This window comes from Methylorubrum pseudosasae, assembly GCF_029504475.1.
GTDB lineage: Bacteria > Pseudomonadota > Alphaproteobacteria > Rhizobiales > Beijerinckiaceae > Methylobacterium > Methylobacterium extorquens.
This window is the reverse complement of the sequence record NZ_JAQGDU010000002.1, coordinates 1,454,337-1,472,676: the sequence shown is the minus strand read 5'-3', so window position 1 is coordinate 1,472,676 and position 18,340 is coordinate 1,454,337. Positions and strand designations below refer to the sequence as shown.

The following is an 18,340-nucleotide window of genomic DNA, read 5'->3' as shown; positions in this document are numbered from 1 at the left end:
GGAGGCGTGCGAGCGTCGTCCCGCAATGTCGCGGCATACCCCACGCACTCGAGGCCAATGTAGGCGGCGCCCCACCGGTTGCCAAGTAAATCGGCTGCCCCTGCGTCGAGGGCGACCGCGTAACGTTAGCGGCGGCGGTCCGGCGCCTTGCGCGGCGGCGCCGCGACAAGGCGGATCGTCCCCTCTCCGTCCGCCTCGATCAGGACGCCGCGGAGGGTGCGGCGCAACGCCCTCCCCTCGCCCAGAGCCGGCAGCAGCGCATCGAGAACGAGCGCTTCGAGGCGTTCCAGGCGCTTCGGAACGGGGGCTTCGTGCGCCGGCGCGACCGTGTCGAGAGCCGCGTCGAAGACGCGCAAGACGATGGCGCATGGTTCACGACGCAGGCGTTGCCCGTCGAGACGCAGCCTTGCCGCGTCTGTGCTTGCCTCGTCCGTGCGCGTGATCTCCGCCAGGACGGCCTCGGCCCGCTGCCTCAGCGCCGCGTCGTCCCGCCCGGCGCGAACGGCAAGGCGGGCCAGCCTCGCCGCGTTCAGGCCTTCCTCCGCCAGGAGCGGCAGAAGGCGGCGCAACCGGGCTCGGGTGAAGCGCTCATCCGTGTTGGAGGGATCGCGCAGGAACGGGAGTCGGTGCATCTCGCAATAGGCCACGAGGTCGGCTTTCGAGAGGCTCAAGAAGGGCCGCACTAGCCGGATGCCCGGTGCCAGCGGACGCTCGTCCCGCATCCCGGCGAGCCCGGAGGGCCCGCTTCCGGCGATGAGCCGCATCAGCACGGTCTCGGCCTGATCGTCCAGCGTGTGCGCGGTGAGAATGAGGCCCGCGCCGATCCGTGCGGCATGGTCGGTCAGGAGCCTGTAGCGGGCGCCGCGCGCCGACGCCTGGATCCGGCTGCCATATCGCGGCGCGTCCCAAGTCAGAATCGTGTGGACAAGGCCGAGTTCGGCGGCAAGGCGTCCAACCCCGAGCGCCTCATCGGCCGAACCCGGTCGGAGGGCGTGATCCACCGTCGCGACGTGGAACCGGTCCCGCCGCGCTCGGGCGGCCGCGTGCATCAGCGCCGTGGAATCGGGTCCGCCTGAGACTGCGAGCAGGGCCGGGCTAGCGGGTTCTTCGAGGAATGGTGCGAGGGCGCGGGCGAGCCGGTCGTCGAGGGACGCGGGCGCTGCGCTCAAGCGGCGCAGCGGGCGCGCTTCTGCTCGCGCTCGACGCCCTGGCGCACGGTGGCGCCGGCACTCGGAAACTTGCGCTCGACCTCGGCCAGCGTGGCGCAGGCCTGGGCCTTGGCGCCGAGCGCATGCAGGGAGGTGCCGAGCTTCAGCATCGCCTCGGGGGCGACGGGCGAATTCGCGTAGTCGGTCGAGACCTTCAGGAACTGCTCGGCGGCTTCGCGCGAGCGGCTGCGCTGGAGGTAGCTCTCACCGAGCCAGTAGGTCGCCTTCGGCACCAGCCGGTCGCGCGGATGCGATTGGATGAACTGACGCAGGCTCATCTCGGCCTGCTCGTACTGGCGCTCGCGAATGAGAGCGTAAGCGGCCTCGAAATCGGCCTGCGCGTCGCCGCTGCCGGTGGCGGCGATGCTGGCGCTCCCGACGGGGGCTTCGACCGGTGCAATCGACCCGGTGCGCGAGGGCGGCGGCGAGAGATCCACCGGACCGCCGAAGCCGGGCGGCGGCAGATCGCCGTCCTCGGACGCATCGGCATCCGCCTCCACCACCGTCGGGGGAACGGAGCGGCGCAGGGATGTCTCGGCCTCGGCGATGGCGCCGGTCGGCAAGGGCAGCGAGGGCTGCGTCGTCCCGAGTGGCTTCGGGGCGCCCGGCGCATTCGGGTTCTGCTCGGGATCGAAGGCATCGCTGCGCTTGCCGGGCCGGCCCTCACCGGGATTGGTGCCATAGGGGGCAGCCGACGGCGGCGCTGCTGCGGGCGCCGGTGCCTTGCGGGTCGGTGCGGCGGCGCTCCCCTTCCCTTCCTGGAAGCGGAACTCGACATCCTCCTGGAACTTCCGAAGCTGGTCCTTGAGCTGCCGGTTCTCGTACTGGAGCGTCTCGATCTGTCCCGAGAGCTGCCGGGACACGTTCTCGAGGCGGTTGAGACGCACCACGAGTTCCGACGCATCCTGCGCCCGCGCGCCGCAGAGCACTGCTGGCGCAATCGCGAAACCGAGTCCGAGAGTCAGGAGGAGGCGGCGGAACATGGCGGCTGGCACCGATCGGTCTTCTGGTTCGCGGCCGACGTCGTGTCCTCCCCGAACCCTCCGCTGCGCCGTCGCGGCCGGAGCGGCGACGGTCGACGACCGGAGGTTCGATGAGGCACGCTTACCCGATAGCAGATGGCCCGGTCGGCCGCAAAACCGGGCCCGCACCCATCTCAGGAGCCGGCGCCGCCGTCCAGAACGCTGACGGAGCGGCGGTTCTGCGACCAGCAGGAGATGTCGTTGCAGACCGCCACCGGGCGCTCCTTGCCGTAGGAGACCGTCCGCATCCGCGAGGCCGAGATGCCGCGGGAGGCGAGGTAATCCTGCACGGTCTGTGCGCGGCGCGCGCCGAGGGAGTAATTGTATTCCCGCGTGCCGCGCTCGTCGGCATGGCCCTCGATGAGGAAGCTGTAGCGCGGGTAGCGCTGGAGCCACGAGGCCTGCTTGTCGAGGGTGGCGGTCGCGGTCGGGGTGAGATCGGTCGAGTCGGATTCAAAGAACACCCGGTCGCCGATATTCACCACGAAATCCTGGGCGCTGCCGGGGCGGGCCGCGCCTCCGGGGCCGCCGGCACCGAAGCCGGACGCGTCGGCAAGATCGCTGTCCTTGCTGCAGGCGCCGAGGCCGAGTGCGGCGCAAAGTACCAGCGCCAGGGAAAGCCCACGGAAACGCGCGGGTGTCGACATCGTCTCTCTCCTCACGGCCGAGCCGTGCCGGTTGTCCTGCCGGCGCCCGCTCCGATCGTCTGGCGATCGGGGCCGGCTCCGAGTCTCGGTTTGAAGGCGCTCCCGATGACCGGACGCGGATCCGTGTCGGCCCTGAGCGTTTCGTCCCGAACGGTGTAGCCGCGGATGGTTAAGTGTCTCTCACGCAAGCACCCGCACCGCTGTCTGTTCGCGAGACGGGCCGGATGGCGGGCCGCGCTGCCGCGACCGTACCGACCGGCGACCGATCCAAGCTCGACCGCAGCGACGTCAGTGTTCTGTCCAAGATTGCGGCGCGCCGTGGGCGGGAGAAGAAACGGCGCCGCTTTGCCCTGAGATGTTGCGGTGCGGCAACACGCGCCGCGTTACACGCCGCGCAACGTCGCGATCGCGTTCCGGGCCTGGCGGGCGGCGTGAACCGCGGCGCCCAGCGGCGCCGCGATTTCCGCCCCGCTTAGACAGGCCTGCTCCAGGGCGGCACAGGCGCCCGACAGACGGTGGAAGGAGAGCGCACCGCTCGACGAGACAAGGATGTGGGCGTCGCTGGCAAGGCGCGCCGCTTCGCCGGCGGGCGGATCGAGGCGGATTGCGATCTCGTGGTCCAGGACTCCGAGAAGCTCCATCAGGCGGGGGCGGCCGAACAGATCCGCCAACTCCGCCAGCGCGTCGGCATCGAAGGCTGGCGCCTGGACGGGACGCTGCGCGTCAGGCTCATTCATTCCATTGCTCAGCTTTGCGAAAACTTGCTATGCGGCGTTCAAGTTAATGATGCATTAACTGTTCCGCCATGTGATGGGCGCGCCGCAAACTGGACAAGGGCCATGCCTTCCGCCCCGACCGTGCTCATCGTCGAGGACAATTACCTGCTACTCGAGATGCTAACGCGGCTGTGCGAGCGCGAGGGCATGCGTGTGCTTGCCGCGTCGAGCGGCGAGGCGGCGCTGACGACGTTGCGGGACGGGGGCGAGGCCATCGATTGGCTGCTCACCGACATTCTCCTCCCCGGTCTGATCGACGGCTGGGCCGTGGCCGCCGCCTATCGCGAGCGTCATCCGAGGCGGCCGGTCGTCTACGCCTCGACCGCGGCGCAGATCGAGAGCCGCACGGTTCCCGGGAGCATCTACATCCGTAAGCCGTTCCAGGCCCGGGAGATCGTGGAACTGGCGAGCGTGATGGCTGCCTCGCACGGCCTCGGAGACGGCCGCCGTATCGCCGGCTGAGTGGGGTTCGACAAGCTCACTGCTTCGCCGTTGTGCCAAGAACGGAAGCGGGGCGTCCTCAGGCCGCCGGCCGACACCGGCCCGCTACGAAGGGGTCTACGCTGCACCGAAGAGCGCGCAGATCTCCGGATCCTTCTCCCAGGCCTCGACCCGCGCATTGGTGAGATCCTCCGATCGCTGCCGCGCGTAGAGGGCAAAGCTCTCGGCCACGAAATCCGGCAGATCGAGCAGGCGCGGCGCGGCGCGGCGGCCGTCGCCCTTGAACAGGGTCGAGCCCGGCACGCCGTAGCGCTCGGCGATTCCCGGCAGGACCGGCCAGACCGGCTCGGAGGTCAGCGCATCGGGGGCGTAGGTCTCGACCGGGATGTTGAGCGGGTCGTAGCCGGTCTCGCGGGCGAGGCGCCGGGCGATGTCGCCCAAAACGTGCAGGTGCGGGTGGTTGATGACGTGCATGAACACGCCGCCGCGGGTCCACAGCGCGAATTCCCGGTCCAGGCCGAACCCGACGTCGCGGGCGGTGCGCAGCAGGTAGTCCGCGCTCGCCTGCCACAGGTCGAAATAGCCGAGCCGCTCGAAGACGGCACCGGTATAGAGCCGGAGGGTCGCCTCGACGCTCAAGCCCTGGCGGAAGCCGTGGAGCGCGATCGCCGAGTGATACGGCCCGATCGGCGAGGCGACGAGACGGGACAGCCTCAGGCTCGCTTCGTCGCCGACATGGATAAGATCGGGATGGAAGCCGGAAAACAGGATCGTCGGGAACAGCCGCAGCCCCGGCACGCGTTCCGCGAGCCCGTGGACGTTGCCGCCCGCGACGAAGCCCGTGGGAAAGAAATGCGAGAAGACGTGGTCGGCGTCTTTAAGATGGCCTGCCAGCCGATCGAGATGCCCGAACCGTCGGCCGAGCCCGGCGACGAGAAGCGTTTCGACGGCGGCTCCGGGCAGCAACAGCCGCAGGGTCTGCGCGACGCCGGCCGCCTGGCAATTGCCGATCACCACGATCCGCGGGCGGCCAGCCGGCCGCCGCCACGGTCTCGCCCAGGATCGCGGGGAGAACGGCTGCGCCGCGAAGGCCCGGACGGTCGGGGCGAGCGGTTTGAAAAGGGCGGGGAGCGGGGCCAAGCGGCGCGCGGCCTCTCGCGGGCATGCGTGCAGGATCGGATCAGGCGATGAACCCTTACCGCGATCTACCGGCCGAGCGCTTCTGGCGCAAGGCGGTGGCGGGCGTGCCGCCCTTCGCCCTCGATCCGGGTCCGCGCGAGACCTTTCGCATCGCCCGCACCGATCGCGTCGCGACCGCCGGCTCCTGCTTCGCGCAGCGCGTCTCGCAGGCGCTGGCCCGCGGCGGATTCCGATACCACGTCACGGAAACCGCGCCCGATGGGTTGAGCGAGGCCGAGGCGACCGCGCGTCAGTTCGGCACCTTCTCGGCGCGTTACGGCAATCTCTACGGCCCGCGCCAGTTCGTGCAGCTCTTCGACCGGGCCTTCGGTGCCTTCGATCCGCAGCTCAAGGCGTGGCAGCGCGAGGATGGACGCCTCGTCGATCCGTTCCGCCCGACCATCGAACCCGATGGCTTCGCCGACGAGGCCGCAGTGATCGAAGCCCGCGAAACCCATCTCGGCCGGGTGCGCGACCTTTTCGAGAGCCTCGACGTGCTGGTCGTGACGCTCGGCCTCACCGAGGGCTGGCGTTGCCGCGCCGACGGGGCAGCGCTCTCCCTCGCGCCGGGGGTCGCGGGTGGGCAATTCGATCCGCAGGAGGTCGCCTTCGTCAATGCGGGCACGGCCGAGGTGATCGCCGACGTCAACGGGTTCCTCGATCGGCTCTGGAGCGTGAATGCGGCGGCACGGGTCATCGTCACCGTCTCGCCGGTGCCGCTGATCGCGACCTATCGCGATCAGCACGTGCTCGTCGCCAACGCGCACTCGAAGGCGGTGCTGCGAGCCGCCGCCGGGGAGGTCTGCGAACGCAACGATCCGCGCCTCGTCTACTTCCCGTCCTACGAGATCATCACGAGCCACACCAATGGCGGGCGCTACTATGAGGAAGACCAGCGCGGCATCGCCGAGGCCGGCGTCGCCCACGTGATGCGCGCCTTCATGGCGAGCTTCGCCCCCGGCTCGGCCGAGAAACCGGAGCCGCAGCCCTCCCACGACAGCGAAGCGGAATTCGCCGGCACCGCGGGCGTCATCTGCGACGAGGAGGCGATCGAGCACAGCCTCGCCTGATCGGCGTTCCGCTCGATCCGAGCGGGAAGCGAGCGCTCAGCCCGCGCGATGCGAGGAGGCAACCCGTCGTGCAGGCCCGACGGGATCCCGCCCAGGCCCAGATCCCCGATCCCAAGGGGATCAAGCGGATTTGGAATCGAACGAGACTACTTGAGGTGGGCGAAGTAGACGTCGCCCGCCGCCCGCTTCAGCTCGGCCCCGGCATCGCGGCCGATCGCGTCCGCGTCCGCGGCCAGTCCCTCGCGATGGACCGCCCAGTGGCGGCTGCCATCCGGCAGGAACAGCAATCCGTCGAGGCTGATGCGATCCCCGCTCACCTGCGCGAGCGCCGCGATGGGGGTGCGGCAGGAGCCGTCGAGTTCGGCAAGCAGCCCGCGCTCCGCGTCGAGCGCCGTCGTCGTGGTGGCGCAGGCAACCGGCGCCAGCAGCGCCCGGATCGCGTCGTCGCCGGCCCGGCACTCGATGCCGAGTGCGCCCTGCGCCACGGCCGGGAGCATTTCTTCCACCGACAGCACACTGCGGGCGACATCGGCCATCCCGAGGCGCTGCAGGCCGGCGAGCGCCAGCAGCGTGGCGTCGCACTCCCCCGCCTCCAGCTTGCGCATCCGGGTGTTGGCATTGCCGCGCAGGGGCACGATGGTGAGATCGGGCCGGTGCATCAGCACCTGCGCGCCCCGCCTGAGCGAGGAGGTGCCGACCCGTGCACCGGGGGGCAGGTCGGCCAAGCCGTTGGCCCCATTCGCGCTGAGGAAGGCGTCGCGCGGATCATCGCGTTCGAGGATGCAGGCGATGGCGAGCCCGTCGGGCAGCCACGTCTCCACGTCCTTCATCGAGTGAACGGCGACATCGATCTCGTCGGCAAACAGCGCCTGTTCGAGTTCCTTGGTGAACAGGCCCTTGCCGCCGATCTCGGAGAGGGGCCGATCAAGCACGCGGTCGGCCACGGTCGATACGACGACGATCTCCGTCTCCAATCCCGGATTGGCCGCGACGATCCGATCGCGGACCATGCCGGTCTGGGCCAGCGCCATCGGGCTGCCGCGGGTTCCGATTCTCAAGGCGCGCGAAAGGCTCATCCCCGCGCTTTAGCCGAGACGATGCCGCCCGTCACGCGCTGGCACGCCTGTGGGGCCGCACGGGATGAGCGATCCCGGCGGCACTTTGTCGGAAAACTTTTCGGAAGGGGCTGGACAGGCCGTCCGCCCGTTGCTAATCCGCCGCCACCGAACGGGATTGGTGGCCCGGCGGTCCAGCCTCTCCCCCGAGGCTTAGGGCGCATAGCTCAGTTGGTAGAGCAGCTGACTCTTAATCAGCGGGTCCTAGGTTCGAACCCTAGTGCGCCCACCAAACTCCCCCAGACACTCGACCAATCGAATGCTTACTAGGCCGGTGCCGGTGTAAGCGACGGCAAGATTGGTGAGCCGTTTTTCTCCTCCGACATTTTCCTGCGTTTGAGCCTGGAATCATCGATTCCGGTCCTGGCATAAATCTCTGCGGTGACATGCTACGGCGCGTCGCGCTGCACACCGTCTATTTTCCGGTGACAAGCGTGTCGTCTTACGCCCTGCCCGATGGTCTGGAATGCACAGGCAGCATCTGGAGGCTGTGCCCGCGCAGTCTTTGAAGTAGAACGATCCCAATCGGACCTTCGAGAACTAAAATAATATTTCGAAAATGTATTTAAATCTGAAATAAAACGCAATTTATCAGTAAAATGTGCCGAGAAATTGCTGATCGCACTCTACCAGGCGCCACGCCGAATGTCGCCTGTACTCGTTGACGGATAGCCGTCGAGGTAATCAGCATCCTGATCAAAGGCCGAGGGCCAAGCCATCGCTGCGGGGATCGTGGGCGCCGACGAAGCGGCCGTCATCCTCGATGCGGATTGCGCCGGGATGGCCGGCCAGGGGGCTTTGGGCGGGGATGGGGCTGATCTCGTGCCCTCGCGCCTTCAGCTCTTCGAACACGGCCTGACCCGCATCGAGTTCGAGCTTTAGGCTGTCGCGGCTGTCCGAGAAGGTCTTGCCCAGAAGGAACCGAGGGCGTGCGAGGGCGGTGAGCGGATCCGTCTCGTAATCGATCAGGCGCGTCAGCACCGCCGACAGGGTCTGTGGTTGCCCATCCGCGCCCTGCGTGCCGTACAACAAGTTCGGACGGCCGTTCTTGAAGTACATGCCGGGATTGAGCGTGTGGAACGGACGCTTTCCGGGGCGCAGCACGTTGATGCTGTTGGCGTCCACGCTGAAGGACGCACCGCGATTGTGCCAGAGGATGCCGGTATCGCCTGCGACGACGCCGCTGCCCCAATCGAAATAGACCGTCTGCAGCAGGCTGACACAATTGCCGTCCCGGTCGGCCGCTCCGATGAAGACGGTATCCCCCGTCTTGAAGACATGGGGCCAGGGCGCAGCCTTGCTCGGATCGATGCTCCGGGCCTGCGCGTCGAGGTGCGGGGCCGATAGCAGCCGCTCGACGGGCACATCCACAAAATCGGGATCGGCGATGAAGCTGTTGCGGTCGATGAAGGCCAGCTTCACCGCTTCGACGAGGAGGTGGTAGTAATCGGCGCTGCCCTCGGGAAGGGAAGCCACGTCGAAGCGGTCGAGAACACCCATGATCTCAAGGGTGGTGAGGCCCTGTGTCGGCGGGCGCAGGCTGATGAGCTCCCCGCCCCGGTAGGGCACGCGCAGCGCGCTCTCGTTGCGCGCCCGGCAGCGGGCAAGGTCGTCCGCCGTCAGGGGCGAGCCTGCCTGCTCCAGCCCACGCGCAATCCGCTCGGCCAACTCGCCCTCGTAGAAGTCGCGGCCACCATTCTCCGCGAGCGTCGTCAGCGTGCGGGCGAGGTCGGGCTGCCGAAACATCTCCCCGGCCTCCGGGATGCGGCCTTCGGTGGTGAAAACGCGCACGATATCGGGCCAGTTGCCGATCTCCTTGGCGCGGAAGTTCGCCCAGAAGCGCTGCGACGGCGTCAGGGGAAAGCCCTCTGCCGCGTAGGTGATTGCGCGCTGGAACAGCCCCTTCCAGGATTGCCGTCCACCCCAGGCCCGCTGGCTGTAGGTGAAGGCTTGCTCCCAGGTATCGACCGCGGCCGCGGCGGTGATCGCCGATCCCGGTCCACGCAGCGGGATCGGCTGGCCGTCCTGCGGCAGCTTCGCCGCCGCCTGCCCGATGCCGGACAGGGTGAAGCTGGCGCCGTTGCGGTCGCTGACGATCATGAACGCGTCACCGCCCAGGCCGCAGAAATGCGGGTAGGTCACGCAGAGGGTGGCATTGATGGCGATCGCCGCCTCGATGGCGTTGCCGCCCCCTCGCAGCACCTCCCGCCCGGCTTCGCTGGCGAGTTCGTGCGGGCTCGTCACCATGCCCTGGCGGGACTCGGCGAGGGCGCCGCGGGGGGCGCTTGCTTCGGCGAAGAGACGGCTCGGCATGGTCGTCGCCCCCAGGGCAGCCGCAGAGGTCAGGAGAAGCGCACGCCGAGAGGCAGCCGACGCGGAATGGTGAGGGCTTTCGCTATGATCCATGACCGGGTCTCCAGGGCGTCCGCTTGGGCCGATCGAGAGACCGCCTGGGGATGCCTGAGGCCGGCCGCACGGCGCCGCTACTTCACCAACTCGGCAGCGTGTGCCGCGATCGCGCCGGCCGTGGTGAGCCAGACAGCGTCGCGATGCCCGGCGATCCGTTCGAGCGCCTGCCGCAGGGGGCGTAAGCGGTGCGGCTGGCCGACGATGTAGGGATGCAAGGCGATGCCCATGACCAGCGGCGCGCGGCGCGACTGCTCCAGCATCTCCTCGAAGGCGTCGGTGATCGCCTCAGCGAAGGCGCGTCCCGTGTCCTTGCGGGCGACGATCGCGGGGATGTCGTTGAGTTCCTGCGGGTAGGGCACCGAGAGGATGCGCCCGCCGTTCCGCGTTGCGAACCATGTCGGCTGGTCGTCATGGCACCAATCGAGCAGGTAGCGGTAGCCCGCCTCGGCCAGCAGGTCCGGCGTGACCCGCGACTGTGAGATCCAGGGGCCAAGCCAGCCCGCGGGCGCCCTACCCTCCTCCCGCGTCAGCACAGCGGTCGCCTCGGCGATGAGGGCGCGCTCCTCGGATTCCGAAAGGGTGCCCTGCCGCTCGGCATTGCTGCGGCCATGCCCGACGATCTCGTCGCCGCGGGCGCGGAAGGCTTCGATCAAGCCCGGACAGTCCCGGTAGATCCGGCTGTTGACGAGGATGCTCGCCGGCATCCGCAGGTCGTCGAGCATGTCGCGGATGCGCCACGCACCGACCCGGTTGCCCCAATCGCGCCATGCATAGTTCAGCACGTCCGGCTGCGGCCCGCCCGGCGCCAGCTCGGCGCCGAGGCCGCTGCCGAACTCGAAGGTTTCGAGGTTGAGGGCGATGTAGACCGCGAGGCGCTTGCCCTCCGGCCAGTCGTAGATTGGGCGGTCCGGCAGGGCGGAATAGGCGTAGCGGCCATGGCCGGCAGGGGGCGGCGCCGATTTCGTCACGGGGATGGTCTCGATCCTGTTGTTGTGGAGCGCGTGCACCGTCACGCCGCCCCGAGATAGGCAGCTTCAAGGGCCTCGTCCGCCTTGAGCTCCGCTGCCGTGCCCTCCGCGGCGACGCGCCCCTGCTCCAGGACGTAGCCGCGGTCGGCCACGGTCAGCGCCAGCGCGGCCATCTGATCGACGATGAGGATCGTCGTGCCCTGGTCGCGCAGCTCGGCCACGGTCGCGTAGAGGCTGTTGATGATCGCCGGGGCGAGCCCGAGGGAGGGCTCGTCGAGCAGGAGGATGCGCGGATGCGCCATCATCCCGCGGGCGATCGCCAGCATCTGCTGCTCCCCGCCCGAGAGCAGGCCGGCGCGGCTGCCCGCCCGTTCGCGCAGGCGCGGGAAGCGGTCGAGCAAGGCCTCGACCTCGGCCGGATCGACCCGGCCGCCGCGGCTCCAGGCGCCGAGGCGGATGTTCTCGACGACGGTGAGTTCGGGAAAGACCTGGCGCCCTTCCGGTACCAAAGCGAGGCCGAGCCGGGCGATCTTGTGCGCCGGCAGCGCCGCGACGGGCGTGTCCGCCAGCACCACCGAGCCCTCGACTGGGCGTAGCAGGCCCGCGAGCGAGCGCATCACCGTCGATTTGCCGGCCCCATTCGAGCCCAGCAAAGCCACGGTCTCGCCCGGCCGCACCGCGAGGGCGATGCCGTCGAGGACGGGCGCGGCACCGTAGCCCGCGCGCAGGCCGTGGGCGGAGAGGACCGCGTCGGCTGGACCGCTCCAGGGCGCGGACCGCGGCCGGGCCGGGGTTTCGGCGGCGCCGAGATAGGCTCGCAGCACGGCGGAGTCGCGGCGCACCTCGGCGGGGGTGCCGCGGGCGATGGGCCGGCCGGCATCCATGACGAGGATGCGGTCGGACACGCCCATCACCAGCGGCATGTCGTGCTCGACGAGGATCACCGCGATGCCGCAGGCCGCGATCCGGCGCAGCAGCACGCCGAGGCGGTCAGTCTCGGCCCTGGCGAGGCCGGCTGCCGGCTCGTCGAGGAGCAGCACTTTCGGGGACCCCGCCAGCGCGCGAGCGATCTCCACCAGCCGCCGGTCGACATGGGGCAGTTCGGAGGCCGGACGGTCGAGGGCGCCGGCATAGCCGACGAAGGCGAGCAGGGCCGCCGCATCCTGCCGGTCCCGCGCTTGCGCCCGGCGCAGTAGGCGTCCGGGAGCACGGGCGAGGATGACGTTCTCGATGACGCTGAGCGAGCCGAACAGCCGGGTCGTCTGGTAGGTGCGGGCGATGCCGGCGCGGGCGATGGCGTGGGCTGGCCTCCCGGCGAGTTCGCGCTCACCGAGGCGGATCGTGCCGGCGCTCGGGCGGTAGAATCCCGAGATCATGTTGAGGACGGTGGTCTTTCCGGCGCCGTTCGGGCCGATCACGCTGGTAATGGCACCGGGGCGCGCCTCGAAGCCGACGCCGTCCGCCGCCCGGATGCCGCCGAAGGCGATGCCGAGCCCCTCGACGGCGAGTGGCGCGCCCCCGGTCCGGTGCAGGAAATCCGGTGCCTCGACTCCCGGCTCCGAGCGCGTTCCGCCACCCCGCGGTAGAAGCCGGGCGAGGCTGCCGACGATGCCCGCCGGCACGAGCCAGAGCACCACCAGGGTGGTGAGGCCGAAGAACAGCAGCCGGTACTCGGCCAGCCCTGCCAGCGCCTCGGGCAGGAGCACCGTCACCAGCGCGCCGAACAGGGGCCCGAGCACGGTGCCGGCTCCGCCGACCACGACCGCGAGGACGAACAGGATCGACTGCGTGAAGGGGAACGAACTCGGCGCGATGAACAGCATCAGCGGCGGCAGTACCGCGCCCGCGAGCCCGGTCAGCGCCGCGGAGATCGCGAAGGCGGCGGTCTTCACCCGCACCGGATCGAAGCCGAGCGAGGCGGCGGCGACATCGGCGTCGCGCACCGCGCGCAAAGCTTGGCCGAGACGGGCATGGCGCAGCCGGTGGAAGCCGTAGAGGCTGAGGCCCGCGCCGATCACCGCGAGCCATGCGAGGTCGCGTTCGCCGAGAGGGAGGCCGAACAGGGTCGGGCCGGTCGCGACCACGAGGCCGTTCTGCCCGCCGGTGAGTTCCCCGCCCTCGATCAGCGCGTGCTCGACGAGGAAGCCGAAGGCGATCGTCACCATCGCGAGGTAGGGCCCACGCACCCGCATCGCCGGCACGGCGAGCGCCGCGCCGACGAGGGCGGAGAGCCCGGCCGCGGCCGGAAGCGCCAGCCAGAAGCTCACGCCCTTGAGCGTCAGGATCGCGCTCGCATAGGCGCCGAGCGCGTAGAACCCGGCATGGCCGAACGAGATCAGGCCGGCGAGCCCGAGCAGGACGTTGAGCCCGGTTCCGGCCACCACCGTGAGGGCCACCAAGGCGATGACAAAGTGGCTGTAGCCGCTCGTCGCGGCGACGAGTGCGAGGCCCGCGAGCGTCAGGGCCAGGATGGCGAGCGGCATCGCGGCCGGCGCCCGGAGAAGCGAGCGCATGGTCAGACCTTGTTGACGGCGGCGCGGCCGAGCAAGCCGTTCGGGCGGAGCGCGAGCGCGAGGATGATGACCGAGAAGACGACGATCTGGGTCGCGCCGGAGCCCAGCGTGGCGGTGACGCCGGCCTCAACGAGGCCGTAGAGAAGGCCCGCCAGCACCACGCCGGTGGCCGAGCCGATGCCGCCGAGAATCGCCACGGCGAAGGCCTTGATCCCGAACAGGGCGCCCATCTCGGCCGAGACGGAGAAGAGCGGCGCGATGAGCAGGCCCGCCGCGCCCGCGAGCACGGCCGAGAGCGCAAAGGCGCAGGCCACGGTGCGGGCGACGTCGATGCCCATCAGCCGCGCGGCTTCGGAATTCTGCGCCACTGCCAGCAGCACCCGGCCGAGTTCCGTGCCGCGGAACACGGCGCGGATCGCCACGGCCGCCGCAACGCCGACCACCGGGATCAAGAGCTGGAGCGGGTAGACACCCGCGCCCAGAACCTGCACGGGCGCCGCGACCAGCGCCGAGGGCAGGCTGCGCGGTTCCTTGCCGAAGGTGAAGAGCAGGACGTTGTCGAGGATGATGCCGCCGGCCACCGTCGCCAGGAGCCACGCATCGGAGCCGCGCACCACGAAGGGGCGCACCAGCAGCCGCTCGACGGCGAGACCGAGCCCTGCGCAGCCGGCCAGAGACGCGGCGATAGCCAGCGGCATCGGCCAACCGAGCTGAACCGCAAAGGTGTAGCCCAGCACCGCCCCGAGGGTGACGGCGCTGCCTTGCGCGAAGTTCACCGTGCCGGAGACCGCGAAGGTGATGTGAAAGCCGAGCGCCACCAGCCCATACATGCTGCCGAGGCCGAGCCCGCTGACGAGGGTGCTGGTCAGCATGGACGCCTCCCTGCGCGCGGGCTTCTGAAACCGCTCACTTGGTCACCGCGACGATCTCGCCGTTCTTGAAGCTTGCGAAGATGTAGTCGTCCGGCTTCAAGGCGTCGTGCTGGCCCGGTGCGAACGGAGCCTCGTAGGTCTTGATCAGCCCCGAATAGGGCGCGACCTTGTAGAAGCCGTCGCGCACCTTCGGCCCCTCGGTGGCGCCCGCCGCCTGGATCGCCAGGGCGATCAGGTGCGTGGCGTCGTAGGCGTTGGCGATGCCGACGGCGGGCGTGACGTCGGCCATGGACTTGATCGCCGGGTACTTCTCCTTGAGCGCGTCGAGCACCGCCTTCGCCTTCGGGCTGTCGTTGCCCGCGAAGGTGAAGGTCTGGACGAAGTGCACCCGCGCTGCACCCGGCCCTGCGAGTTCGTCGAAGCGCCCGCCCGCCGGTCCCCAATGGGAGATCACCGGCACGGTCCAGCCCATCCGATCGAGGGACTTCACCACCTGGGCCGAGGGGCCGACATTGCCGACGAGGAACAGCGCGTCGGCCCCGGCCTCCCGGAGGCGGGAAAGCTGCGGGACCATGTCGATGTCGTTGGCTTCGTATTTCTCGATGCCGGCGCTGGGGAGACCCGCGGACTTCAGCGCCGCAACCAGCCCCTGCTGGTTCGACTCGCCCCAGGCGTTGTTGACGAGGATCGCACCGGGCTTCTTCGCCCCGTAGGTCTTCACCGCGTAGGCGACGAGGGCCTCGTCCACGAGCGCATCGACCGCCGAGACCCGGAAGACGTAGTTGTCGGCGGCGCCGTTGCGGGTGATGCCGGTGCCGGCCGCCCAAGGCCCGACGAAGGGCACCTTCATCTGGTTGGCGATCGGCACGATCGCCATCGAGACCGGTGTGTCGAGACCGCCGATCAGCGCGACCACGCCGGCCCGCTGGATCAGCTCTCGGGCGGCGAGCACGCCCTTGGACGGGTTGGCCTCGTCGTCGCGGGCGACGAGTTCGAGCGGGCGGCCGAGGACTCCGCCGTTGCGGTTGATCTCTTCGATCGCCAGCCCGATCCCGCGGGAGATCGCCTCGCCCGATTTCGCCGACTGGCCGCTCAGCGCGGTGACGAGACCGATCTTCACCGGCTCTGCGGCCCAGACGGCACCGATGCTCGTGACCCCCGCCAAAAGGGCGCCGAGGACGAAACGCCGTGCGAGGGAGCGGGCGGGCTTGAGGCGTTGAGGCATGGCGATCCGGCTCCGTATGCGGTCGACCAAGGACCGCAACGGGCGTGCCAGATGAAACGTGCTTGTTTCTTCTCGCATTTTCCCGCCCGGAGCCCGCCGCCCGCCAATTGTGCACAAAGTCGTGGCAAAGTGCATACACTTTCTGCATGCACGCGTGCCCCGGCGGCAGCATGTTCAGGGCACCACGGCCGAGACCAAGGAGATTGCGGTATGGATGCGAAGGCAACGGAGAGCGCGCGTGATGCGGCGGCGGTAACGGCTTATCTGGAAGCGTCGATGGTGCCCGATCCCGAGACCGCGGCGGGCTACATGGCGCCCGGCATCGCGATCGTCTTCACCGGCGGCCGCGTGTTCCACCATCCGCGCGAGGTGACGGCGTTCAACGCCGGGCGATACGCCTGGGTGAAGAAGCGGATGGAGCGGCTCGACGTGGTGCCGGGCGAGGGCTTCACCACGGTCTACAGCCTCGGCACCCTCTATGGCGCGTGGCCGGACGGCACCGCGTTCGAGGGCAACCGCTACGTCGACCGCTTCACCGTGCGGGACGGTCTGATCGTCTCAATGGAGGTCTGGAACGACAGCGCCGAGCGCCTGCTCGAACGGCAGGGCGGATCGGCCTGACCCGTCAGCCGTCGATGTAGGGCGCGAGCAGGCGGATGAGGTCGCGCTCGCGCCTGGGCTCCTTCAGGATGCGCGCCCGCTCCGCCACCGCGTCGAGATGGTGATCCATCAGGGTGGTTGCGCGCCCGGCATCGCCCGCGACGAGCGCCGCCACGATCTCCCGGTGCTCGCTCACCGCGCAGTCCGATGAGTGCGGCCGGCTGTAGAGCGACAGGATCAGGGCACAGCGATAGCCCAGTTCGGCGACGTAGCGGCGCAGAACCGGACTCCCGGTCATCTCGGCGAGCAGCAGGTGAAACTCGGTGGCGAGCCGGATCGAGGCCGCCTCCGGCCCACCGCTCGCCTGCTCCTCGCCCGCGATATGGGCCTCCAGCACGGTCTGCTGCTCGGCGCTCAGACGGCCGGCGAGGCGCTGGACCACGAGGCGCTCGAGGCTGATGCGCACGTCGAAGGTATCGCGCGCCTCCTCCCAGCTCGGGCTCGCGACCACGGCGATGCGGTTTCGGCGCAGTTCGACCAAGCCTTCGCCCGCGAGTTGGCCGAGCGCCTGCCGCGCGATGGTCCGGCTGACGCTGAACCGCTCGCCGAGCGCGTCCTCCGGCAAACCGGTCTCCCGGGGTCAGCGCCCGCTCCACGATCGCCCGCCGCAAAGATCGGCAGATCGTTCCGACACGGTCGGTCGGGGCGTTCGTCTCACCCTGTCTCATCGCGGACGCGCATCAACCTTTTGACAGAGGGCAAACGTTCTCGACCGCGCGTGTCCGCTTCGAGCCGCCTGAACGCCGGTTCGCAGCAGATGCACAAATGGCGCCGGAGCGCCTCGGGCCCGTTTGCCCAGCTCGATGAACGGGCGCAACGGGTGGATGAGACGGCCCTTGCGGTCGCCCCCTACCCCTCATGGGCCGCGTCAGTGCGGTGAACGCGAAGGTCAGCACCTGCGGGTGCCGCCCAATCGAACTGCGGGTGGAGAGCGCCGTGCGTTCACGGCTTCCGCATCGAATAGACCAGAGCAAGCGGCCGGAAGAGATTATATTTATCCGGTTAGTTCGGAATGAAAATTTGATCAGTGTGCGGCAATATAATATTAGAAATGCAGATCGATACAAGGCGCGCCCAATACAGTCGCGATGCGCTATGCTTTTCCGCCACGTGCGTAGGGTCGGGGCGTAAAATCATGGGGGCCGTCGGGGCGGGTCGGCAATGGCTCCTCTCGATGCTTTTCTCCGGTTGCCATCGCTTGAGCGCGTTGCAGCTCGGCTGTCCTTTCATCGATGGCGTCGCGGCAGGACGGGAGGCCGTGCGCGTCGACCGTCGTGCCAAGCATCAAGTGGTCCTGGTCGATCGACATCCGCCACCGACGGTCCGATCCGTCCCGTGCGGTCATGGCCGCCACGCACCGGTCGAGGAAATCGAGGCGCCTACCATCGTCCGTGGAAGCCGCTTCGAGGGCCGCGCAGATCAGGTCGGTCTCTTCACGGGTGAGCCAGACCGTCGACGTTCCGAAGCCCTGGCGCTCGGCCTCGGCCATCTCTTTCGAGAGGCGGTCTGCCAGCGCCTTGCGCGATAACCCGGGAACAGAAGCGGTCATGGGCGGCCTTCCATGCATCCGTTTCGCCTTTTCTCCCCCCGGCAGACAAGATCGGCATTCCGGCCCCGTCACAATCCGATGGATGTGCGTACCGCGCCCGCTCGTCCTTGTTCGTAAACGCGATCGGCTCGCCCAGGGTGGTGGATTTCGGACAATCCGCCGGCCTTCTATTTTTGAATCTTCTTCCCCACACGCAGGGGCGTCCTATCGTGATTGAGCCTGTTTGGGCGGCTTGGAACGGGCCCACGTCTCTCCGTGAGTTTGGCTTGCCCCTGCCCTTCGGTGAAGTGTCTGCAACGGAAACCGGCCGGGCGCAGCCCTCGACCCATCGTTGCTGAAGACGATCGCGAAAGGGTCGATCCGGCCGCCAGGCGCCATACAGGGCGGAGCAGGGTCGAAGGCGTGATCATCGCGACGTTCGCCGCGGGCACGATACACGCACTGTTCAATGGCCTGCGCTCTTGGCATTCGCCGCGCGCCATTCATGGCGACCGGGTATGATCGCCGCCGAGGGCGCCGACGACCCGAGCGTCCAGAACGGCACGCCCGCCTCGCGAAGCGCAAAAATTTTTCGATCCGGCGGTCGCTATCGTGCCGAGTTACGGCAACGAAATATACATCCGTGATCGTATTCGCGCGTCCTACCACAGCCGAGGGGTGAGATTGGTGGGCCGACAACGATGAAG

The 18,340-nt window shown here is 69.1% G+C and carries 15 protein-coding genes, 1 tRNA gene and 1 pseudogene; 4 read left to right on the top strand and 13 right to left on the bottom strand.

Annotated elements, in window-relative coordinates; all coding sequences use genetic code 11:
• Nucleotides 1–125 precede the first annotated feature (125 nt).
• The 4 genes from tilS to M2437_RS07860 form a co-directional block, all read right to left on the bottom strand.
• Nucleotides 126–1,169 (bottom strand): tRNA lysidine(34) synthetase TilS, encoded by a 1,044-nt coding sequence (gene tilS / locus M2437_RS07875; protein ID WP_253387049.1) that lies wholly within the window; start codon nt 1,167–1,169, stop codon nt 126–128.
• Complete coding sequence (gene ybgF / locus M2437_RS07870; RefSeq protein WP_253387048.1) at nt 1,166–2,191, bottom strand: tol-pal system protein YbgF; 1,026 nt, start codon at nt 2,189–2,191, stop codon at nt 1,166–1,168. Before ybgF ends, tilS begins: the two co-directional genes overlap by 4 nt.
• Before the next feature lie 173 nt (nt 2,192–2,364).
• Nucleotides 2,365–2,877, bottom strand: a complete 513-nt coding sequence (pal, locus tag M2437_RS07865) for a peptidoglycan-associated lipoprotein Pal (protein WP_182568296.1) — start codon at nt 2,875–2,877, stop codon at nt 2,365–2,367.
• Nucleotides 2,878–3,260: 383 nt separating this feature from the next.
• Entirely contained in the window at nt 3,261–3,614 is a 354-nt protein-coding gene (locus tag M2437_RS07860) for a hypothetical protein (protein ID WP_253387047.1), read from the bottom strand.
• A gap of 102 nt (nt 3,615–3,716) precedes the next feature.
• Here M2437_RS07860 and M2437_RS07855 point away from each other — a divergent pair, with 102 nt between their 5' ends.
• Complete coding sequence (locus M2437_RS07855) at nt 3,717–4,115, top strand: response regulator (RefSeq protein ID WP_238507837.1); 399 nt, start codon at nt 3,717–3,719, stop codon at nt 4,113–4,115.
• A gap of 96 nt (nt 4,116–4,211) precedes the next feature.
• Here M2437_RS07855 and M2437_RS07850 read toward each other — a convergent pair whose 3' ends face one another.
• Nucleotides 4,212–5,234 (bottom strand): WcbI family polysaccharide biosynthesis putative acetyltransferase, encoded by a 1,023-nt coding sequence (locus M2437_RS07850; protein ID WP_253387046.1) that lies wholly within the window; start codon nt 5,232–5,234, stop codon nt 4,212–4,214.
• A 47-nt stretch (nt 5,235–5,281) separates the two neighbouring features.
• On the opposite strand from M2437_RS07850, the gene M2437_RS07845 reads away from it, so the two are divergent.
• The gene (locus tag M2437_RS07845) at nt 5,282–6,343 is read left to right on the top strand and encodes a GSCFA domain-containing protein (protein WP_253387045.1); all 1,062 of its coding nucleotides are present in this window, start codon (nt 5,282–5,284) and stop codon (nt 6,341–6,343) included.
• A 146-nt stretch (nt 6,344–6,489) separates the two neighbouring features.
• On the opposite strand, the gene hemC is transcribed toward M2437_RS07845, so the two are convergent.
• Entirely contained in the window at nt 6,490–7,419 is a 930-nt protein-coding gene (gene hemC / locus M2437_RS07840; protein ID WP_253387044.1) for a hydroxymethylbilane synthase, read from the bottom strand.
• A 195-nt stretch (nt 7,420–7,614) separates the two neighbouring features.
• Between hemC and M2437_RS07835 the strand changes: the two genes are divergently transcribed.
• Nucleotides 7,615–7,690, top strand: a tRNA-Lys gene (locus M2437_RS07835).
• Nucleotides 7,691–8,154: 464 nt separating this feature from the next.
• Here M2437_RS07835 and M2437_RS07830 read toward each other — a convergent pair.
• The 5 genes from M2437_RS07830 to M2437_RS07810 form a co-directional block, all read right to left on the bottom strand.
• Nucleotides 8,155–9,771, bottom strand: a complete 1,617-nt coding sequence (locus M2437_RS07830) for a gamma-glutamyltransferase family protein (protein WP_253387043.1) — start codon at nt 9,769–9,771, stop codon at nt 8,155–8,157.
• A 170-nt stretch (nt 9,772–9,941) separates the two neighbouring features.
• A complete protein-coding gene (locus M2437_RS07825; RefSeq protein ID WP_253387042.1) occupies nt 9,942–10,880 on the bottom strand; it encodes a polysaccharide deacetylase family protein in 939 nt (312 codons plus the stop codon).
• On the bottom strand, nt 10,877–13,348 hold the full coding sequence (locus M2437_RS07820) for a branched-chain amino acid ABC transporter ATP-binding protein/permease (protein WP_253387041.1): 2,472 nt from the start codon (nt 13,346–13,348) through the stop codon (nt 10,877–10,879). The genes M2437_RS07825 and M2437_RS07820 overlap by 4 nt, the downstream gene beginning before the upstream one ends.
• Before the next feature lie 2 nt (nt 13,349–13,350).
• On the bottom strand, nt 13,351–14,220 hold the full coding sequence (locus M2437_RS07815; protein ID WP_012255879.1) for a branched-chain amino acid ABC transporter permease: 870 nt from the start codon (nt 14,218–14,220) through the stop codon (nt 13,351–13,353).
• Between the two features lie 34 nt (nt 14,221–14,254).
• Nucleotides 14,255–15,445, bottom strand: coding sequence for an ABC transporter substrate-binding protein (locus M2437_RS07810; protein WP_253387040.1), 1,191 nt, complete (start codon nt 15,443–15,445; stop codon nt 14,255–14,257).
• 210 nt (nt 15,446–15,655) lie between these two features.
• Here M2437_RS07810 and M2437_RS07805 point away from each other — a divergent pair, with 210 nt between their 5' ends.
• Nucleotides 15,656–16,066, top strand: a complete 411-nt coding sequence (locus M2437_RS07805) for a nuclear transport factor 2 family protein (RefSeq protein WP_012255881.1) — start codon at nt 15,656–15,658, stop codon at nt 16,064–16,066.
• Nucleotides 16,067–16,070: 4 nt separating this feature from the next.
• Here M2437_RS07805 and M2437_RS07800 read toward each other — a convergent pair.
• Both M2437_RS07800 and M2437_RS07795 read right to left on the bottom strand, forming a co-directional pair.
• Nucleotides 16,071–16,773, bottom strand: a pseudogene (locus M2437_RS07800) (GntR family transcriptional regulator).
• 425 nt (nt 16,774–17,198) lie between these two features.
• Nucleotides 17,199–17,654 (bottom strand): hypothetical protein, encoded by a 456-nt coding sequence (locus M2437_RS07795; RefSeq protein ID WP_056464036.1) that lies wholly within the window; start codon nt 17,652–17,654, stop codon nt 17,199–17,201.
• Nucleotides 17,655–18,340: the final 686 nt, after the last annotated feature.